Origin of the sequence: Halomonas sp. DQ26W, from assembly GCF_003339685.1 — a bacterium.
GTDB lineage: Bacteria > Pseudomonadota > Gammaproteobacteria > Pseudomonadales > Halomonadaceae > Halomonas.
The window spans coordinates 44896-62407 of sequence record NZ_QPKI01000025.1 but is presented as its reverse complement, the minus strand read 5'-3'; the positions used below and the strand labels follow the sequence as shown (position 1 = coordinate 62407).

At 63.6% G+C, this 17512-nt stretch carries 19 protein-coding genes and 1 pseudogene; 10 read left to right on the top strand and 10 right to left on the bottom strand.

What is annotated here, in order from left to right:
• Window positions 1-129 precede the first annotated feature (129 nt).
• Window positions 130-1299, bottom strand: coding sequence for an isovaleryl-CoA dehydrogenase (locus DU490_RS13170; protein WP_114574746.1), 1170 nt, complete (start codon window positions 1297-1299; stop codon window positions 130-132).
• A 301-nt stretch (window positions 1300-1600) separates the two neighbouring features.
• Window positions 1601-2539, bottom strand: a complete 939-nt coding sequence (locus tag DU490_RS13165) for a sodium-dependent bicarbonate transport family permease (RefSeq protein ID WP_114574745.1) — start codon at window positions 2537-2539, stop codon at window positions 1601-1603.
• A 169-nt stretch (window positions 2540-2708) separates the two neighbouring features.
• On the opposite strand from DU490_RS13165, the gene DU490_RS13160 reads away from it, so the two are divergent.
• A complete protein-coding gene (locus DU490_RS13160; RefSeq protein ID WP_114574744.1) occupies window positions 2709-3659 on the top strand; it encodes a LysR family transcriptional regulator in 951 nt (316 codons plus the stop codon).
• A gap of 15 nt (window positions 3660-3674) precedes the next feature.
• Here the strand turns inward: DU490_RS13160 and DU490_RS17485 are convergent, their stop codons facing one another.
• The 5 genes and pseudogenes from DU490_RS17485 to DU490_RS13140 form a co-directional block, all read right to left on the bottom strand.
• Window positions 3675-3992, bottom strand: a complete 318-nt coding sequence (locus DU490_RS17485; RefSeq protein WP_258801659.1) for a hypothetical protein — start codon at window positions 3990-3992, stop codon at window positions 3675-3677.
• A gap of 88 nt (window positions 3993-4080) precedes the next feature.
• Window positions 4081-4506, bottom strand: a pseudogene (locus DU490_RS17480) (substrate-binding domain-containing protein); the annotation flags it as partial.
• The gene (locus DU490_RS13150; RefSeq protein ID WP_114574743.1) at window positions 4506-5264 is read right to left on the bottom strand and encodes an ATP-binding cassette domain-containing protein; all 759 of its coding nucleotides are present in this window, start codon (window positions 5262-5264) and stop codon (window positions 4506-4508) included. The gene DU490_RS13150 and the pseudogene DU490_RS17480, both read right to left, overlap by 1 nt.
• Window positions 5261-5965 (bottom strand): ABC transporter permease, encoded by a 705-nt coding sequence (locus DU490_RS13145; protein ID WP_114574742.1) that lies wholly within the window; start codon window positions 5963-5965, stop codon window positions 5261-5263. Before DU490_RS13145 ends, DU490_RS13150 begins: the two co-directional genes overlap by 4 nt.
• A 242-nt stretch (window positions 5966-6207) precedes the next feature.
• Window positions 6208-7293 carry a patatin-like phospholipase family protein gene (locus DU490_RS13140; RefSeq protein ID WP_114574741.1) on the bottom strand — a complete coding sequence of 362 codons (1086 nt, stop codon included), beginning with the start codon at window positions 7291-7293 and terminating at the stop codon, window positions 6208-6210.
• A 325-nt stretch (window positions 7294-7618) separates the two neighbouring features.
• Here DU490_RS13140 and DU490_RS13135 point away from each other — a divergent pair, with 325 nt between their 5' ends.
• The 5 genes from DU490_RS13135 to corA all read left to right on the top strand — a co-directional run bounded on the left by DU490_RS13135 (window position 7619) and on the right by corA (window position 10978).
• Window positions 7619-8194: a TetR/AcrR family transcriptional regulator gene (locus tag DU490_RS13135; protein ID WP_114574740.1), complete on the top strand. Its 576-nt coding sequence runs from the start codon at window positions 7619-7621 to the stop codon at window positions 8192-8194.
• A 132-nt stretch (window positions 8195-8326) separates the two neighbouring features.
• Complete coding sequence (locus DU490_RS13130; protein ID WP_181870046.1) at window positions 8327-8704, top strand: group 1 truncated hemoglobin; 378 nt, start codon at window positions 8327-8329, stop codon at window positions 8702-8704.
• Between the two features lie 267 nt (window positions 8705-8971).
• Complete coding sequence (locus DU490_RS13125; protein WP_114574739.1) at window positions 8972-9415, top strand: antitoxin Xre/MbcA/ParS toxin-binding domain-containing protein; 444 nt, start codon at window positions 8972-8974, stop codon at window positions 9413-9415.
• Window positions 9415-9888, top strand: coding sequence for an RES family NAD+ phosphorylase (locus DU490_RS13120; protein WP_114574738.1), 474 nt, complete (start codon window positions 9415-9417; stop codon window positions 9886-9888). The genes DU490_RS13125 and DU490_RS13120 overlap by 1 nt, the downstream gene beginning before the upstream one ends.
• A gap of 4 nt (window positions 9889-9892) precedes the next feature.
• The gene (corA, locus tag DU490_RS13115) at window positions 9893-10978 is read left to right on the top strand and encodes a magnesium/cobalt transporter CorA (protein ID WP_114574737.1); all 1086 of its coding nucleotides are present in this window, start codon (window positions 9893-9895) and stop codon (window positions 10976-10978) included.
• Here the strand turns inward: corA and DU490_RS13110 are convergent.
• From DU490_RS13110 to DU490_RS13105, 3 genes are all read right to left on the bottom strand, one after another.
• Complete coding sequence (locus tag DU490_RS13110) at window positions 10956-11615, bottom strand: hypothetical protein (protein ID WP_181870045.1); 660 nt, start codon at window positions 11613-11615, stop codon at window positions 10956-10958. The two genes, corA and DU490_RS13110, sit on opposite strands and share 23 nt — an antisense overlap.
• Window positions 11616-11736: 121 nt before the next feature.
• Window positions 11737-11862 (bottom strand): hypothetical protein, encoded by a 126-nt coding sequence (locus tag DU490_RS17475; RefSeq protein WP_258801658.1) that lies wholly within the window; start codon window positions 11860-11862, stop codon window positions 11737-11739.
• Window positions 11859-13067 (bottom strand): MFS transporter, encoded by a 1209-nt coding sequence (locus DU490_RS13105; protein ID WP_114574736.1) that lies wholly within the window; start codon window positions 13065-13067, stop codon window positions 11859-11861. The genes DU490_RS17475 and DU490_RS13105 overlap by 4 nt, the downstream gene beginning before the upstream one ends.
• 456 nt (window positions 13068-13523) lie before the next feature.
• Between DU490_RS13105 and DU490_RS13100 the strand changes: the two genes are divergently transcribed.
• Genes DU490_RS13100 through ccmI form a run of 4 tightly spaced genes read left to right on the top strand, consistent with a single transcriptional unit; the run spans window position 13524 to window position 17429 of the window.
• The gene (locus DU490_RS13100) at window positions 13524-15527 is read left to right on the top strand and encodes a heme lyase CcmF/NrfE family subunit (RefSeq protein ID WP_114574735.1); all 2004 of its coding nucleotides are present in this window, start codon (window positions 13524-13526) and stop codon (window positions 15525-15527) included.
• Window positions 15524-16069 carry a DsbE family thiol:disulfide interchange protein gene (locus tag DU490_RS13095; protein WP_114574734.1) on the top strand — a complete coding sequence of 182 codons (546 nt, stop codon included), beginning with the start codon at window positions 15524-15526 and terminating at the stop codon, window positions 16067-16069. The genes DU490_RS13100 and DU490_RS13095 overlap by 4 nt, the downstream gene beginning before the upstream one ends.
• On the top strand, window positions 16066-16530 hold the full coding sequence (locus DU490_RS13090) for a cytochrome c-type biogenesis protein (protein WP_114574733.1): 465 nt from the start codon (window positions 16066-16068) through the stop codon (window positions 16528-16530). Before DU490_RS13095 ends, DU490_RS13090 begins: the two co-directional genes overlap by 4 nt.
• Entirely contained in the window at window positions 16527-17429 is a 903-nt protein-coding gene (ccmI, locus tag DU490_RS13085) for a c-type cytochrome biogenesis protein CcmI (protein WP_114574732.1), read from the top strand. The genes DU490_RS13090 and ccmI overlap by 4 nt, the downstream gene beginning before the upstream one ends.
• The last annotated feature ends 83 nt before the right edge of the window (window positions 17430-17512 follow it).

Sequence of the window (17512 nt, the reverse complement as noted above, 5' to 3'; positions counted from 1 at the left end):
GCCGCCGGGAGTCCTTCGGCCTCCAGTCGCGAGCTAAAGCTGCTCCTACAGTGCAGCGTCCTTAGACCTTGTTGGAGCGCTGCTCCGCATCGCGACTGGCGCCGCCAGGTGCCTCGGCGGAAGCCACCCTTACCTTGATTCGTTAAAGATCTCGCGGCCGATCAGCATGCGGCGGATCTCGCTGGTGCCGGCGCCGATTTCGTAGAGCTTGGCGTCACGCAGCAGGCGTCCGGTGGGGTACTCGTTGATGTACCCATTACCGCCGAGCAGCTGAATGGCGTCCAGTGCCACCTGGGTGGCCTTCTCGGCGCAGTAGAGGATCACGCCGGCGGCGTCCTTCCTGGATGTCTGGCCGCGGTCGCAGCCGGCGGCCACGGCGTAGAGATAGGCGCGGCAGGCGTTCAGCGTGGTGTACATGTCGGCGATCTTGCCTTGCACCAGCTGGAATTCGCCGATGGACTGGTCGAACTGCTTACGCTCGTGGATGTAGGGCACCACGATGTCCATGGCCGCCTGCATGATACCTATCGGGCCGGCGGCGAGTACGGTGCGCTCGTAGTCCAGGCCGCTCATCAGCACCTTGACGCCGCGGTTCAGCTCGCCAAGCACGTTCTCGACGGGCACTTCGCAGTCCTGGAACACCAGTTCGCAAGTGTTGGAGCCGCGCATGCCGAGCTTGTCGAGCTTCTGGGCGGTGGTAAAGCCGGGCATGCCTTTCTCGATGATGAAGGCGGTGATGCCCTTGGAGCCGGCGTCCGGGTCGGTCTTGGCGTAGACCACCAGCACATCGGCGTCGGGGCCGTTGGTGATCCACATCTTGTTGCCGTTGAGGACGAAGTGATCGCCCTCCTTGCGCGCGCGCAGCTTCATGGAGACCACATCGGAGCCGGCGCCCGGCTCGGACATGGCGAGTGCGCCGACATGCTCGCCGCTCATCAGCTTTGGCAGGTACTTGGCCTTCTGCTCGGCATTGGCGTTGATCTTGAGCTGGTTGACGCAGAGGTTGGAGTGCGCGCCGTAGGAGAGTCCCACCGAGGCGCTGGCCCGGGAGATCTCTTCCATGGCGATGCAGTGCGCCAGGTAACCCATGCCGGTGCCGCCATCCTCATCCGAGACGGTGATGCCCAGCAGCCCCATGTCGCCGAATTTCTGCCACAGGTCGTTGGGGAACTCGTTCTTCTCGTCGATCTCTGCTGCACGCGGAGCGATCTCGTCGCGGGCGAAGGCGTTTACCTGATCGCGCAGCATGTTCAGTTCATCATCGAGGCCGAAGTCGAGGGGTTTGTAGGGCGTGAGCATTGGCGGAACTCCCTTATTTTGTGTCGGGTATCACGGCTGTCTGGGCGTACGAGGCGAGCGAGCATAGACTCGCCTTGCAGCTTGGAATGGCTACAAGACTAGGACAGGTTGACGTTAACGTAAAGTGCAGGTTTGGCGGCTGCGACGAATGTCGAAGACGAACAGACGCGATCGGAAGGAGCGAGGTGCCAAGAAACGCGGTGGGAAGCATCGAGCTGGCTGGAAACTAGGCGAAAAGTGCAAGATTGGCAAAAACAGAGATTGGCGCCAGCGAATCCGGCCGGTGACGCCCAGGTTTAGCTCAGCCCAGCCACAGCGCCAACTGATGATAGATGGGGATGCCCACGATCACGTTGAGCGGGAAAGTGAAGCCGAGTGCCGCAAGCATGGCCAGCCCGATGTTGGCTTCGGGAATGGCCGTGCGCATGGCGGCCGGAGCGGCAATGTACGAGGCGCTGGCGGCAAGTGCCGTCAGGATCAGCAGGGAGCCGCTGGGAAGGCCCAGTGCCAGGCCGACCGCCAGGCCCGCCAGTGACAGGACGAACGGCGCCACCAGGGCGAAGGTGAGCAGGCGCCAGTGGAACCAGGGTATGGGGCGCAGTGTCTCGGCTGCGGTCAGGCCCATCTGCAGCAGGAACAGGGCGAGTACGGCATGGAAGGCACCCATGAACAGTTCGGTGACGTCCGAACCCTCCCCGGGGCCGTACATGGCGCCAATGACTGCTCCGCCGGCCAGCAGGATGACGCCGCGGTTGGTCAGCGTTTCGTGCCAGATGCCCTGCATGGCTTCGCCGGAGTTCTTGCCGGCATGGCGCCGGTAAAGTGCGATGGCCACCATGATCGCCGGCAGTTCCATCATCACCAGGTAAAGCGTGACCTCGGCGCCGATGGGCAACGCCCGGCTCTCAGCGAAGGAGAGCGCCACGGCAAAGGTGCCGGCACTCACCGAGCCGTAGTGTGCGGCGATACTGGTACTGTCGGCAGGAGACAGACGCACGACACGGCGCAGTACCGGCATCAGGGCCAGCGGGATCAGTGCCCCAAGGGCCGCCACGGCGAGCAGTTCCGGTAGCAGTGACCACCCCAGGTTGCCGTAAAGCGCCATGCCGCCCTTGAGGCCGATGGTCAGCATCAGCAGCAAGCTCAGGGTGTCGTAGGCGGCCTTGGGAATAGTCAGGTCGGATTTCAACACGCCGGCCACCAGGCCGAGCAGGAAGAACATCACCACGATATCGGGCATGTGGGACTCTCGTATCGATTAACGGGAAGCGCCGGGGATTGTCGTTAAAGTGTTCTATTGATACCAATAACAAACACATGACTTTTATATAGAGTATCATCTATATAGGGTGTCCTCCGTGTTAGACCCTCCCTGCAATTACTCAATTCGAGGACTGTCGGAGCCTGCCATGAACGTGCGTCATCTCACCTTTCGTCTGCTGCAGGTCTATGCCGCCGTAGTACGCAGCGGCTCGGTCAGCGATGCGGCCCGCCAGCTACATCTCACCCAGCCCACGGTTTCCCAGCAGCTCAAGCGGTTGAGCGAGGCGGTGGGTGAGCCGTTGCTGGAGAGCCGCCGTGGCCGCCTGGCGACTACCGAGGCCGGCACCGAACTCTATCGCGCCAGCCGAGAAGTACTCGACCGCTTCGACGACTTCGAAGACTACCTGGCAGCCCTCAGAGGTGGCGAGCGGGGGCGCTTCAGCATCGCCCTGGTCAACACCGCGCAGTACGTACTCCCCCGGTTGCTGGGGCCATACAGCCAGGCGTTTCCCGAGGTCGACGTGACGCTGCATATCGGCAACCGGCGCCAGATGCTGACGCGCTTCGAGCGCCAGGATGACGATCTCTATGTCTTCAGCCATCCGCCATCGCTGGCCCATGCCCTGGCCGGTCGATTCCTGCGCAACCCACTGGTCGTGATCGCCCCGCAGGGCCATGCCATGGCCAGCCGCGAGCGCGTCACCATGAGCGAGCTGCTGACGGAGCGCTTCCTGCTGCGCGAGCCCGGTTCTGCCACGCGCATGCTATTCGAGAGCTGGTTGCAGGAGCAGGGGCTGTCGCTGGGCCCAACCCTGCAGATGGCCAGCAACGAGGCGATTCGTGTGGGGGTGGCGTCGGGCATGGGGCTCGCGGTGCTCTCCGAGCATGTGCTGCCGCCGGAGCATCCCGATCTGGTGATCCTGCCGGTGGAAGGATGGCCCATCGAGAGTCACTGGCAGTTCATCGTGCGACGCGACCGGCGTCTTCCCCACGCCGCGCTGGGTTTTCTGACATTTGCCCAGGGCCACCTGGGCGATTGCGTCGAACCGCGATTCATCGCTAACGAACTGGGGACGATGCTGGCGAGCCTGGAGTGAGTGTCGTGTGGTGCGTCATTCGTCGTTGGGCGTTGCGTCGCCCTCTCGCCGGGCATTGGGCACGAACACGGCGACCCCGGCAATTTCGAAATCGGCGATCGCCCGCTGGCCGGCTTCGGAGAGCAGCCACCGGTGCCAGGTCTCCGCCAGGTCGTGGTTGAGATGGGGATGGCGCTCGGCGCTGAGTAGCAGACTGCCATACTGGTTGAACAACGCCTCGTCCCCCTCGAAGAGCAGCGCGAGATCCTGGCGATTCTTGAAGGCGACCCAGGTGGCGCGATCCGTGAAAGCGTAGGCATCCATGGCGGCGGCGGTATTGAGCGTTGCACCCATGCCGCTTCCCAGGGCCCGATACCACTCGCTCTGGGGGGGCAATCTCGACAGCTTGCCATCGCTTCAGCTCGGCGCGGTGGGTACCGCTGTCGTCGCCGCGGGAGGTGAAGGGCCAGCGGCTCGCGGCCAGGCGGCGAAAGGCGTCTTCGGCGCTTTCGGCCGCCCGGATCCCGGCGGGGTCGTGGCTGGGCCCCACGAGCACAAAATCATTGGCCATGATCTCCGCTCGCTCGCGGGCATGCCCCCCGGTGATGAGTTGCGCCTCGCCTGCGGGGTCGTGCACCAGCAGGGCATCGGCGTCGCCGCGCCGAGCGATGGCGAAGGCCTGCCCAGTGCCCACGGCGACGACGCGAACCGAAATGCCGGTGCTGGCCTCGAACAGTGGCAACAGGTGAGCGAAGAGCCCCGACTGCTCGGTCGAGGTGGTCGAGGCGAGCACGATGTAGCGTTCACCGGCCCCGGCGTGGGGCGCTGCCAAGAGGCAGGCGACGAACAGTACACGGGCGACGCCCATCAGCCGAGCAGTTCGCCGGAGAGGAAGTCGCGGGCGAGCTGGCTGCTCGGCTCGCGGAAGAACGTCTGCGCTGGCGTATGCTCGATGATACGACCCTCGTACAGGAAGATAATGTCGTCGGCCAGGCGGCGGGCCTGGTTCAGATCGTGGCTGGTCATCACGATGCGCGAGCCCTGGTCGTGGAAGGCGTGAACCGCATCCTCCACCGCCCGCATCGATGCCGGGTCCAGTGCCGAGGTGGGCTCATCGAGAAACAGCACGTCGGGCTCCAGGACCCAGGCCCTCGCCAGGGCCAGGCGCTGCTGCTCGCCGCCGGAGAGTACCCGGGCCGGGCGGTCGGCCAGATTGGTGAGCCCAAAACGCTCCAGCGCCGCCGTCGCCAGGCTACGACGCTGCCGCCAGGGTACGCCCCGGGCGGCCAGGGCATAGCTCAGATTAGCTAACGCGGAGCGGCGCAGCATCACCGGACGTTGGAAGACCATCGCCTGGCGCAGAGGGCGGCCGCTTTCATGGCAAGCCCAGCGTACCTGGCCACTGCTGGGGGTGAGCAGGCCGTGGGCCAGGCGCATCAACAGGCTCTTGCCGGCCCCATTGGGCCCGAGTATCACAGTGCGGCCACGGGGTTTCAGCGTCAGCTCGATACCCTGCAGCAGCGGTACTCCCTGATGGGAAAAGCCCAGTGCCTCAAGGCGCAGCAAAGGTTCATCTGTCTGCAAGGCAGGTGGCAGCCGCGTGCCGGGCTGGCAGAAGTGGTTCATCCCAGCTTTCTCCTGGCGCGTTCGCCGACCAGATAGGCCGTGCCGTTGACCAGGGCTACCAGCCCCAGCAGCACCAGGCCCAGGCCGAGTGCCAGCGACAGGTTGCCCTTGCTGGTCTCCAGGGCGATGGCCGTGGTCATTACCCGGGTCACACCCTCGATGTTGCCGCCGACGATCAGTACGGCGCCGACCTCGGCGCTGGCCCGGCCGAAGCCGGCGAGGATCACTGTCATCAGTGCGAAGCGGGCATCCCAGAGCAGGCTCGGCATGGCACGAAGGCGAGTCACGCCGAAGGAGCATAGCTGTTCGCGGTACTCATCCCACAGGGTCAGGACGTGGTCGCGGGTCAAGGCGGCGATGATGGGCAGTACCAGCAGCGATTGGGCGATGACCATGGCTGAGGGGGTGAACAGCAGGCCCAGCTCGCCCAGGGGGCCGGCCCGGGACAGCATGAGGTAGACCACCAGCCCGGCCACCACCGGCGGCAAGCCCATGAAGGCGTTGAGCAGTGTGACCACCAGGCCGCGTCCCGGAAACCGCCACAGCGCCAGTGCGGCACCCAGCGGCAGCCCGATCAACGCCCCGATGGCCACGGCGGCAAGCGATACCTGAAGCGATAGGGTCACGATACCGAGCAGCGTCGGGTCCAGGCCCAGAATCAGGTTGAGGGCGGCCTGGAAGGCGTTGTCGAGTTCCGGCATGTGCGTCTCCGGCCAGGGTGGCGAAGCCCCATGGTAAGCCAAGGAGGGCCTGACGGCACTCGCGGAACGACACACGCATGCCCGTCCAGGCCGAATCACCTGAACCATTCCCCCGGCCTTTTCCCGGTCGGGGCTTCCGGCACCTCGTGCGGGAAAGTGCCATCGAGAGTGCCATCGAGAGTGCCATCGAGAGTGCCATCGAGAGTGCCATCGAGAGTGCCATCGAGCAGGGCAGACTGGGTTTACTCGCCACCCTTGCCAGGCCCGGTGGGCGCTTCCTCCGGCCGGGCAAACGGGCGAAAGGAATCCTGGAATACCGCACTCAGGTCGAAGGTCGAGCACTCGCCGATGGAATCGAAGTGCTGTTCGAGCCACAGGTCGGCCCAGGCGCGGCCCTGGATGTGCAGCCGGGAAACGAAATCCCATTCGGCGTTGAGCTTGCTCGAGGCGCTGAGTTTCTCTACCTCCTGCTCGGCATGGATCAGGTGCAGACGCATCGAGCGGTACTGTTCCAGCTCCATTTCCTGCGAGTCGATCAGTTGCTGCAGCAGCTGGATGCTGCGCAGCTCCTTGATCAGGCTGGTGTTGAAGGTGATCTCGTTGATGCGGTTGATGATGTCTCGGGCGCTGTTGGGCAGCTGATGGCGAACCAGCGGGTTGACTTGAACCACCACCAGGTCGCGACAACCCTGGTCATCGACCAGCGGGTACAGAGCGGGGTTGCCGCTGTAGCCGCCGTCCCAGTACGCCTCGCCGTCGATCTCCACGGCGGGGAACATGAAGGGCAGGCAGGCCGAGGCCATGACGGTATCCACGCTCAGCTCGGGCTGGCGAAACACCGTTGCACGACCGGTGCGCACATTGGTAGCAGTGATGAACACTTTCGCCTTGCGGCAGGCGTTCACCCGTTCGAAGTCGACCAGCTCGCAGACCAGGTCACGCAGCGGATTGATGGCCATGGGGTTGAGTTTCGCGGGCGCGATCAGCTGGGTGAGGCTCTCGAAGAACAGGTAGCTCGGCGAGTTGTCGAGGCCGTCGTTGCCCATCAGCCGATCCCAGGGGCTGCGCTGAATGGGAGAGAAGCGTGCCGCATCGCTGACCCCCTTCCAGAACGTGTGCAGCGCTTCCCGGGCGCCCTCGCGCCCACCCTTGTGCAGCCCGTCGGCCAGCACCACCGCATTCATGGCGCCGGCGCTGGTGCCGCTGACACCGTCGATCTCCAGCCGATCCTCTTCCAACAGGCGGTCGAGCACGCCCCAGGTCAATGCACCGTGGGAGCCGCCGCCCTGCAATGCCAGATCGATTCGCTTCTTGTCATCCTTCGCCATGTTGTCTCCTTGTGTCCTGAATCCAGAAGCTTGAGTGCTGCGATGCAGTGTAGGCTTCCTGGTTGGGTCTGTCTGCACCGGGGGAGCCGGCCGGGTTAGTGGGGCCACTCAGCGAAGGCAGGTCGATAGCGCTTGACGAAGCGTAAACTTGAGCCACACTGATAATAGACCAGTCGGTCTAAAGAAAAATGATCCAGAGCGGTCCAGAGCGGGTTGATCCATAGAAGGTTGATCCATAGAAGGTTGATCCATAGAAGGTTGATCCATAGAAGGTTGATCCATAGAAAGTCGGTCTTAGAGGAAACTCGGTGTCTGAGGAAAGTGAATGCAACATGTAACGAAGGATCGGTTGCTCGAGGCGGGGCTCGCCATGTTGCTGAAACAGGGATACAGCGATCTAGGAATTCAGGCTTTACTGTCGGCAACGCACACGCCCAAGGGTTCCTTCTATCATCATTTCAGCAGCAAGGAGGACTTCGCTCTTCAGGTCGTTGATCGCTATATGGTGGAAGTGCATTACGGCCTGGACCTGAGCCTGGGCAATACCTCGCTGGCGCCCCTGGAGCGAGTTCGTCGGTTCTTCGAACTCTCCTGGGAAAAGTACCGCCAGGAAGGTTACCTCGGCTGCCTGCTAGGCGGCTTGGGTCAGGAGCTTTCCGGTATCAGTCCAGCGTTTCGCGACAAGATAGAGACCTGCTTTATTACCATCGCCGAGCGTATCGCCGGCTGCCTGGAAGAGGCCCAGCAACAGGGAGACTTGCCGCCTGACAGCGACCCCCGGGAAATGGCGGATCTGCTGGTGGACTGCTGGGAAGGTGCGGCACTGCGCAGCCGTTTGCGTCGCAATCCCGGCCCGCTCGAACGCATGCTCGACTTCTACTTTTCGGCCGCATCTCGATAGGTTTTCATTCGAGCCGCCGAGAGGTTCTTGTTTGAGCAAAAAATGTACCGACTGGTCTATTCCGGGCAGTCATTCCGCCTGCCCCAAACCAGCGGTAAGGGTTGGTGAATAGACCAACCAGGGAGGTACAAGATGACAAGTATTAGCCTCTATGAGCGCCTGGGCGGCGAGCGTGGCATTGCCGCACTGGTCGAGGATATCGTCGAGAGTCATATGCAGAACCCAAACATCCAGGCGCGATTCCTGCCCTATGCCGAAGACCCGCATCACCTGGAAGAAGTCAAGGGCCACCTGCGGAATTTTCTCTCGGCAGGTGGCGGTGGGCCCCATGAGTATCACGGCAGGAGCATGCCTGAAGCGCATCGCGGCATGAACATCAGTGAGGCGGAGTACATGGCCGCCATCGATGACATTCTCGCAGTGCTCGACAAGCATGAAATCGACCCCCAGACGCGGCAGGAGATGCTCGGCATCGCCTACTCGCTCAAGGACGAGATCATGCACGTCTGAAGGCCATGCATGTCTGAAGACATAACCTCGACGGGCAGGCCCGGCGCCTTATGGCGACGGGCCTCTTTCGTCATAGGGACATGCCATGAAGGCGCTCATACCCGTCCACCATCACGCCTCCAGCCGGGTATCCAGGCTGCCATCCAAGGCCTCTGCCACGGCCTCGATCGCCAGTTGTCAGGTTTTTTGGCATTATGATGATATTTGAGCATCAAAATGAAGTAGAGTGTCATAGGAGCATAAGCAGGCTGATACGAGGGGCTTACCATGGAAGTGCTGGAGAGAGACTGCGGCAGCGAAGAGGGGATTCAGGGGGTCAGGGTGCCGCCCGCAGTGTACCGCGACAAGGTCGCCTTCATTCAGATGGTGCGGGAGGGGATCTCGGGCAGCGTCGTGAAGCAGGCTATTCATGCCTTGGGCGATAACCGGGAGCTGTTCGTCAGGCTGCTGGAGACGACGCCGGGCAACCTGCACCGTTTCTACAAGCGCAAGGCGTTGAGTCGCACCGACAGTGAAGAAGTGTTGGATGTGCTTCGGGTTTTCTACCAGACCCGCAAGGTATTCGGTGACGGTGACAAGGCGTTGCGCTGGCTCAATACGCCCATTCCCGCACTCTCTGGCGAGAAGCCGCTCGACCTGTTCGACACCTTCGAGGGACGTAGTCTCGTTCGCGAAGTCCTGCGCAAGGTCGAGTACGGGGAGTTCAGTTGATGCGGCTGTTTCGAATCGGGCCTGATCAGCACATCGAGAACATGAGTGGCATGGGCGCCAGCTATCGAGATGGTGCCCGGTGGAATACGGCTGGTGTGGCCGTACTCTATTTCGGCACGACGCCGAGCGTAGCGATGCTGGAGCTCGGAAACTATGTCCCCTCACCGCGCGATCTTCCCGACAGCTATCGGCTCGCGGTTTTCGAAGCTCCGGATGATACGGTGGAAACCTGGTCGGTCGATCGGTTGCCTGCCGAATGGGCCGAATTTCCCTGCTCATTTTCCACCCAACTGCTTGGCACGCAGTGGCTGCAGCGGAGGGAAAAACTGATATTGCTGGTACCGAGTTGTGCCGTGGCGGGCGGTATGGAAAATATTGCGATCGTCAATCCTCTCCACCCCGACGCTTCGAAGATACGACTGCTCGAAAAGCACGCCACGATCTATAACGAGCGAATGTTCAAGGGAATCTGAACCGATGACACGACTGTTTCACAAGCACTACCACCCGGCTGGCACCGCGCCCGGGACGCTACGCGAGCTATCGCTGGAGCAGGCCGCTCTGCACGGGCCAGCTGAGTTCTCCCTGGCTTGCCGCGATGCCGGCCGCTGGGGTGAGATGGGCGAGATCCGGCCTGAGGCGATTCCCGAGTTCGGCACGGACGAGCCGCTTTGCTGGCTGCACGTGCAGGGCATGCCCACTGCCGAGGAGTTGGAACTCCTGGGCCAGCGGGTGGGGCTTCACCCGCTGGCCCAGGAGGACATTATCAACGGCGGCCAGCGCCCCAAGGTAGAGCGCTTCGATGCATCGCTGGTGATCATTCTCGGCATACCCGAGGTAGACGCCGAGGGCAGCCTGCATCTCTATCAGCTATCCCTGTTCATGGGCCACAACATTGTCGTCAGCGTTATCGCCGAGAGCCTGGACCCCTTTATTGAAGTGCGCCGCCGCCTCAAGGAGCGCGGCGGGCGTGCGCTGGCAGAGCCCGACGACCTGCTCTATGGCCTGCTCGATGCTGCAGTGGACCACGCCTTCCCGGTGCTTGATGGCGTGGGCGAGCGCATCGAGGAGCTCGAAGTGGAGATCCTCAACCATCCCGACAGCTCGACGCTTGGGAGGCTGCATGGGCTGAAGCGAGAATTGATCATGCTGCGCCGCTATTTATGGCCCACCCGCGAGGTCATCAACCAGCTGCTGCGCGATCACAAGGACTTGTTTATGCCCGATACGCGCATGTGGATGCGCGATGTGTACGACCATACCGTGCAGGTAATAGACCTGGTAGAAAGCTATCGCGACATGACAGCCAGCCTGCTCGACATCTATCTCTCGAGCATGAGTCACCGGCTCAACGAGAGCATGCGTACCCTCACTATCATTGCCACCATCTTCATGCCGCTGACCTTCATCGTCGGCGTTTACGGCATGAACTTCGCCCACCCCACCAGCCCCTTCGCCATGCCCGAGCTCGGCTGGTACTGGGGCTATCCTCTGGTATTGGGTGCGATGATCGCCGTCGCCATCGGCATGGTGGTGTGGTTCAAGCGCAAGCGCTGGTTTTGAATATCCACCGCCTGGTATTTAGAACGAACCCACCAGAGACCCCGCCACGATGAGTACGATCAAGGAGATGATCGGGCGAGATGCCGGCCGCCTGACCCATGGCCAGGTAGGTGTCGCCAAGGGTGGACAGGGCGATGCTCATGCCGCCGGAGGCAGAGTCGGTCATGCCGGCCAGCAGATTGACGGCAAGGGCCAGAGAGATCAGTGGCCTGTCGCCGCCAGCGGTGGTCACCCAGGCGTTGATGGCCTCGAACGCCACCAGCGAGGCGATCACCGAATCGAAGCCGACCAGGCTTGCGGTGTTGAAGATGGGCAGCAGCGAAGCATTGGCGCCGTAGACAGGATCCGACAGGTAGCCGGTGTCCATGGCCGGGATGATCACAGCGGTGAATAGTAGATTCAGCGCAATCACCAGCACGATCGGCAACAGTGCCAGGGGTAGCGAAGGCAGCCCACGGCGCGGTTGCGGGTCGACCTCGGCCAGGTCGAAGCCTTCGCCCGCAGCGCGCTCACGCAGGTAATCGTGCGGTGGGGGTTCGCTTTCATGCTCGCCGTAGCCTTCGCCGGCCGCCCGGGCCTGCCTGGCGCGGTAGGTCAGCCAGGCCTGCCCCAGGCCCAGCATGACCAGCCCGGTCATGATGCCGAGCCCCGGTGCGGCGAATGTTCGGAAGGCATGCCAGGGAGCTGGCGGCGGAATGCGCGGGCGGTGCCTTCGCAGCAGCGCTACAAGCCAGGGCAGGCAAGCACTGACAGTTCGCTCAGCACAGGCGTACACCGAGCAGCAGCAGCGAGGCGTCGGCCGTTTGCCAGCCCCACCACACCAAGGCCAGGGCGCCTCCCAGGGCCAGCATCGCGGCAATTTTCACCAAGTAGTGTCGGCTCATGCCTGGGCCTCCATTGGCTTGGGACGATTGACGGGTGCCTCGCTGATAAACCAGTGCAGCAGTGCCGCGACCACCGAGAGCAGAATGGCGAGCTTCCATACCACATCATAGTGGCCGGTGAGATCGTAGAGGTAACCCCCCATCCACACGCCCATGAATGAGCCGAGTTGGTGGAACAGGAAGACGATGCCGCCCAGCATCGAGAGATGGCGCACCCCAAAAACCGAGGCGACGATACCGTTGGTCAGCGGTACGGTAGAGAGCCACAGCAATCCCATGGCGATGCCGAACAGATAGGCGCTGGCGGGGCTCAAGGGCAGGAACACGAAGGCCGTGATCACCACGCCGCGGGTCAGATACAGCCAACTCAGCAGGCGTGGCTTGGAGTAGATGCCGCCCAGCCAGCCGGCAGTGTAGGTGCCGAAAATATTGAACAAACCCACCAGCGCCAGCACGGTGCTGCCCACCCGAACGGCCAGGCCATTGTCGAACAGGTAGCCGGGCAGGTGCACGCCGATGAACACTACCTGAAAGCCGCACACGAAGAAGCCCAGGCAGAGCAGCCAGAAGCCGCGATGCCCGGTGGCTTCGTCCAGCGCGGCGCGCAGCGAGAGATCGGTGGCCTGGCGCGCAGAGGGGCGGTCCTTCAACAGGCTGCCGAGCGGCACCATCATGGCTGCCAAGGCACCCATCGCCAGTAGCGCGGCCGACCAGCCCAGCCAGCCGAGCAGGCCGAGGGTGCCGGGCAGCATGGCGAACTGGCCGAACGAGCCCGCCGCGCTGACGATACCCATGGCCATGCTGCGCTTCTCCGCCGCCACAGCACGGCCCACCGCGCCGAGGATCACCGAGAAGGTGGTGCCGGAAAGCCCCAGGCCGATCAGCAGCCCGGCGGAAAGCGACATGCCCAGTGCCGACTCCGAGAGCCCCATGAACGCCAGCCCCAGCGCGTAGAGAAGGCCACCGATCACCACCACCCGGGCGGCGCCGAAGCGGTCTGCCAGCGCCCCGGTGAAGGGTTGTGCCACCCCCCAGATCAGGTTCTGGAGTGCCAGGGCGAAGGCGAATACCTCGCGTCCCCAGCCCAATTCGCGGCTCATTGGCTCAAGGAACAGACCGAATCCATGGCGCAGACCCATCGCCAGCGAGATGACAAGGCTGCCCAGGATAATGATCAGCAGTGAGTGACGACGAAGGGCATCCATGGACGGGGCCTGTTTGCAGACTAACGAACTTCCACTATCGCGCGATATGCGTGGATTGACAATATTGCCGCTTGGCGACTCTCCCGTCGCCGTTGTGTCGCATGCGTAACTGCCTGGTGATGCGTTATCATGAATGCGCTCCCTTCAAAGTGCAGATGCGTCATGTCACGGCGATTGTTGTTTCCGCTACTCACCGAGCTTGCCGGCCATTCTGGTGGCGGGGTGCAGCGACATCGAGCAACGGACTCGACGCACCCAGTGCGACGCAATTCGGACCTAAGTCCGTGTCCCCCCTTTCGAGCCCGCTGGTACCCTCTGCGCTGGGGGTTCGTATCGGTCTGTCCGTGTCCACGCGATGGTGTGGGCGGCGGAAGTGGAATACACCTGAACGCATAAAGAGAGGCTGAGAGACGGTTCCCTTCATGGGGCCCTCGACTGGCAAGGAGAGGTGGAGAGATGACGGCCGAGATCGGTCAGTTTGCCCTGGTTCTAGCGCTGCTGATGGCGCTTGCCCAAGGGGTGGTGCCCCTGATTGGGGTGCAGCGAGGGTGGTCGAGCTGGGTGGCCTCGGCGTACACGACGGTAGCGGGGCAGTTCCTGTTCCTCTTCGTGGCCTATGTCTGTCTCACCTACGCCTTTTTGACCCATGACTTTTCGGTGGCCTACGTGGCCAACCACTCCAACTCCAACCTGCCGTTGATGTATCGCATTGCTGCCGTCTGGGGCGGGCACGAGGGGTCGCTGCTGTTGTGGGCGCTGATGCTGGCGGGATGGTCCCTGGCCGTGTCGCGTTTCAGCGGCAGTCTGCCGCAGGTGATGGCGGGTCGCACCATAGCGGTGATGGGTCTGGTCAGCGTCGGCATTCTCTCCTTCACGCTGTTCACCTCCAACCCCTTCGAAGTTCTCGCAGTGGCTCCGCCCGACGGGCGTGATCTCAACCCGCTGCTGCAGGACCCGGGTCTTATCCTGCATCCACCGGCGCTCTACATGGGCTACGTGGGCCTGGCGGTACCCTTTGCCATCGCCATCGCCGCCCTGCTCGGCGGTCGTCTCGACGCCGCCTGGGCTCGCTGGTCGCGCCCCTGGGCCACGGCCGCCTGGGCCTGGCTGTTCCTCGGCATTGCCCTGGGCAGTTGGTGGGCCTACTACACCCTCGGTTGGGGTGGCTGGTGGTTCTGGGATCCGGTGGAGAACGCCTCCTTCATGCCCTGGCTCGCCGCCACAGCCCTGATTCACTCCCTGGCGGCGACCGACAAGCGCGGCGCCTTCCGCACCTGGACCGTGCTGCTGGCGATCGTGGCATTCTCGCTGAGCCTGCTCGGCGCCTTCCTGGTGCGCTCGGGCGTGCTCACCTCGGTACATGCCTTTGCCACCGACCCAACTCGCGGCACCTATATCCTGCTGCTACTATCCACCGTGGTGGGGGGGTCGCTGGCCCTCTATGCCTGGCGCGCACCCAGCGTGAAGGGCGGTGCTGAGTTCACGGCGGTGTCGCGGGAGGGCACGCTGTTGGCCAACAATGTCCTGCTGGTGGTGGCGCTGGCGGCCGTACTGCTCGGCACCCTCTATCCGCTGGTCATGGATGCACTGGGCCTGGGCAAGATCTCGGTGGGGCCTCCCTATTTCGATACCGTGTTCGTGCCCTTGATGCTGCCGTTGATCTTCCTCACCGGCCTCGGGCCATTGATGCGCTGGAAGCGAGTCGCTCCTGGTGAATTGACCGCACGCCTCTGGCACACACTGCTGGCGGCTCTGGTGTTCGCCGTGCTGCTGCCGCTGCTGCTTCAGGGTAGTACCACCGTCATGGCCACCCTGGGTCTGACCATGGCCTTCTGGCTGATCCTGGCCGCGCTGCGTGATATCTACGCCAAGGTGGCGCATCGCCAGCGCCGGTTGGCGGCGCTGCGAAAGCTGCCGGCATCTTACTGGGGCATGCATGTCAGCCACATGGGCCTGGCCGTGCTGGTGATCGGCATCACCGTGCTGAGTGTCTTCGAAAGCGAGCGCGATGTCCGCCTGGGGCCGGGAGAGCAGCATGAACTGGCCGGCTACACCTTCGTGCTGGAAAGCATCGAGCAGCGCCGCGGCCCCAACTACGACGCGCTCGAAGCGCGGGTGGTGGTCACCCGTGACGGCGAGCCGGTTACCGTATTGCTTCCCCAGCGGCGCACCTACTGGGTGCAGACCATGCCCATGAGCAACGCGGCCATCCATACCACGCTGCGCCGCGATCTCTTCGCCGCCCTCGGTGAGCCGCTGGGCGGGGGTGCCTGGTCGCTGCGCCTCTATCACAACCCGCTGCAGGTATGGCTCTGGATCGGTTCCGGGATGATCATACTGGGCGGCTTCATCGCCGTCGCCGACCGCCGCTACCGGTTGCTCTCCCGGCGCCGCGAACGCGCCGCCGATGCGGCATCGAGCGATACCACAGTGCCCGGCCGGCAGGAGGGCGTGGCATGAAACGTGCGTCGCTGCGCTACCTGCTGCCGCTGGCTGGCTTCATGGTGATCGTCGGCTTCCTGCTGGTCGGCCTGGGGCTCAACCCGCGGCTGATTCCCTCGCCGCTGATCGACAGGCCGGTGCCTGTCTTCACCCTGCCGATGCTCGAAGACACGACACGCGAAGTGAGTCAGGCCTCGCTCGAGGGCGAAGTTTCCCTGGTCAATGTTTGGGCGAGCTGGTGTGTCTCCTGTCGCCAGGAGCACCCGGTGCTGATGCAGCTCGCCCACGAGCACGGTATCCCCATTCACGGCATCAACTACAAGGATCGACGCAGTGACGCACTGGAGTACCTGCGTCACGGCGGCAACCCCTTCCGCTGGAACGGGCATGATCTGGATGGTCGGGTGGGTATCGACTGGGGCGTCTACGGCACGCCGGAGACCTTCGTGGTCGATCGCCAGGGGCGCATCCGCTACAAGCACACCGGCCCGATCAGCCCGCGCCAGGCGCGCGAAGAACTGCTGCCGGTGATCGAGCGGCTGAGGGGAGAAACGACATGAAACCGCTGCTGCTGATGGCGCTGCTCCTGCTGGGCGTGGTGGCCAGTGCCCAGGCCGCCTACGAGCCGCGTGAATTCCGCGAGCCGGCCATGGCCGAGCGCTACCAGTCACTGATGCATGAGTTGCGCTGTACGGTGTGCCAGAACCAGTCACTGGCTGACTCCAACGCCGGTCTTGCCCAGGATCTACGCCGCGAGGTCTACACCCTTGTCAACGACGGGGCCAGCGAAGCGGAGGTGATCGATTTCATGGTCTCGCGCTACGGCGAATTCGTGCTCTATCGACCGCCACTGCGCCCCGCCACCTATTTACTCTGGAGCGGACCCTTCTTGCTGCTGCTGATCGGCGTCGTGGTGCTTTATCTTACCGCACGCCGCAGCCAGGCGGGGCATGCGGATGCCTCGGACCCGGCGGCGCAAGAGCGTGCCCGCCATCTGCTGGAAGAGGAACCGGAAGCATGAACATGGCAACATGGATCACCGTAGGGCTGGCGTTGCTGGCCGCCCTGATGCTGGCCTGGCCGCTGCTGCGCCGGGTGCGCGCCGAGCGCTCGGCTCGTGCCGAGCGCAAGCTGAACCTGACCATCTACCGGCAGCGCGCCGCCGAGCTCGAGCAGGAGCGTGACGAGGGCCTGCTCAATGGCGACGAGTTCGCCCAGGCTCGCCGCGAAATGGAACACAACCTGCTGGTCGATGTCGACGAGGCACCGGATGAAGCGCCGATGCTAACCGCAGGGCAGGGGCGTATGGGCCTGCTGGCCGTGGCCGTGCTGGTGCCGTTGATGGCCCTGGGTCTGCAGTACTACCTGAAGGACCCGACAACAGCCGCCGTCGCCTCGGTTTCTCCGAACGCCGGTGCCGGAGGTGGTGAAGTTGCCGGCAGCGCAGAGGATGGCCACGAGGCGGGCGAGGTCGAACAGATGGTGGCCGGCTTGGCTGCGCGTCTCGCCGAGGACCCCGAGGATGGCGAAGGGTGGCTGATGCTGGCCCGCTCCTACACCTTCCTGGAACGCCACACCCAGGCGGCCGACGCCTACGCCCAGGCGCGCCAGCGGCTCGCCGACACACCGGAACTGCTGACGCGCCAGGCCGAGAGCCTGATCTTGGCCGCTGGCGGCCAAGTCACGCCGCCGGTCGTCACGTTGGTCGATGAGGCGCTGGCCCTGGCCCCCGAGTATGGCTCGGCGCAGTGGCTGGCCGGCATCGTCGCCTACCAGCAGGGCGACTATGCCCGCGCCGGTGAACTGTGGCAGCGCCTGCTGGCCCAGATGCCACCTGGCAGCGAATCGGCGCAGATGGTGCGAAATGCCCTGGACGACGTGGTGGCTCAAGGGGTCGAGCTTGAGGATGTGACAGGCTGATACGTTGTTCAGACCGGGGTTGCCTGTGATGAACAAATGTCTGTCGACATGGAAGCACGAACCACGAGAGGGTTCCGTGAGGC

Coding starts and splice junctions, on each gene's coding strand:
- DU490_RS13090 (WP_114574733.1), top strand. CDS start 16,066: ATGAAACCGCTGCTGCTGATGGCGCTGCTCCTGCTGGGCGTGGTGGCC.
- ccmI (WP_114574732.1), top strand. CDS start 16,527: ATGAACATGGCAACATGGATCACCGTAGGGCTGGCGTTGCTGGCCGCC.
- DU490_RS13130 (WP_181870046.1), top strand. CDS start 8,327: ATGACAAGTATTAGCCTCTATGAGCGCCTGGGCGGCGAGCGTGGCATT.
- DU490_RS13140 (WP_114574741.1), bottom strand. CDS start 7,293: ATGGCGAAGGATGACAAGAAGCGAATCGATCTGGCATTGCAGGGCGGC.
- DU490_RS13100 (WP_114574735.1), top strand. CDS start 13,524: ATGACGGCCGAGATCGGTCAGTTTGCCCTGGTTCTAGCGCTGCTGATG.
- DU490_RS13120 (WP_114574738.1), top strand. CDS start 9,415: ATGCGGCTGTTTCGAATCGGGCCTGATCAGCACATCGAGAACATGAGT.
- DU490_RS13145 (WP_114574742.1), bottom strand. CDS start 5,965: ATGCCGGAACTCGACAACGCCTTCCAGGCCGCCCTCAACCTGATTCTG.
- DU490_RS13150 (WP_114574743.1), bottom strand. CDS start 5,264: ATGAACCACTTCTGCCAGCCCGGCACGCGGCTGCCACCTGCCTTGCAG.
- DU490_RS13125 (WP_114574739.1), top strand. CDS start 8,972: ATGGAAGTGCTGGAGAGAGACTGCGGCAGCGAAGAGGGGATTCAGGGG.
- DU490_RS13160 (WP_114574744.1), top strand. CDS start 2,709: ATGAACGTGCGTCATCTCACCTTTCGTCTGCTGCAGGTCTATGCCGCC.
- DU490_RS17485 (WP_258801659.1), bottom strand. CDS start 3,992: ATGGGTGCAACGCTCAATACCGCCGCCGCCATGGATGCCTACGCTTTC.
- DU490_RS13095 (WP_114574734.1), top strand. CDS start 15,524: ATGAAACGTGCGTCGCTGCGCTACCTGCTGCCGCTGGCTGGCTTCATG.
- DU490_RS13110 (WP_181870045.1), bottom strand. CDS start 11,615: ATGACCGGGCTGGTCATGCTGGGCCTGGGGCAGGCCTGGCTGACCTAC.
- DU490_RS13105 (WP_114574736.1), bottom strand. CDS start 13,067: ATGGATGCCCTTCGTCGTCACTCACTGCTGATCATTATCCTGGGCAGC.
- DU490_RS17475 (WP_258801658.1), bottom strand. CDS start 11,862: ATGAGCCGACACTACTTGGTGAAAATTGCCGCGATGCTGGCCCTGGGA.
- DU490_RS13135 (WP_114574740.1), top strand. CDS start 7,619: ATGCAACATGTAACGAAGGATCGGTTGCTCGAGGCGGGGCTCGCCATG.
- DU490_RS13165 (WP_114574745.1), bottom strand. CDS start 2,539: ATGCCCGATATCGTGGTGATGTTCTTCCTGCTCGGCCTGGTGGCCGGC.
- DU490_RS13170 (WP_114574746.1), bottom strand. CDS start 1,299: ATGCTCACGCCCTACAAACCCCTCGACTTCGGCCTCGATGATGAACTG.
- corA (WP_114574737.1), top strand. CDS start 9,893: ATGACACGACTGTTTCACAAGCACTACCACCCGGCTGGCACCGCGCCC.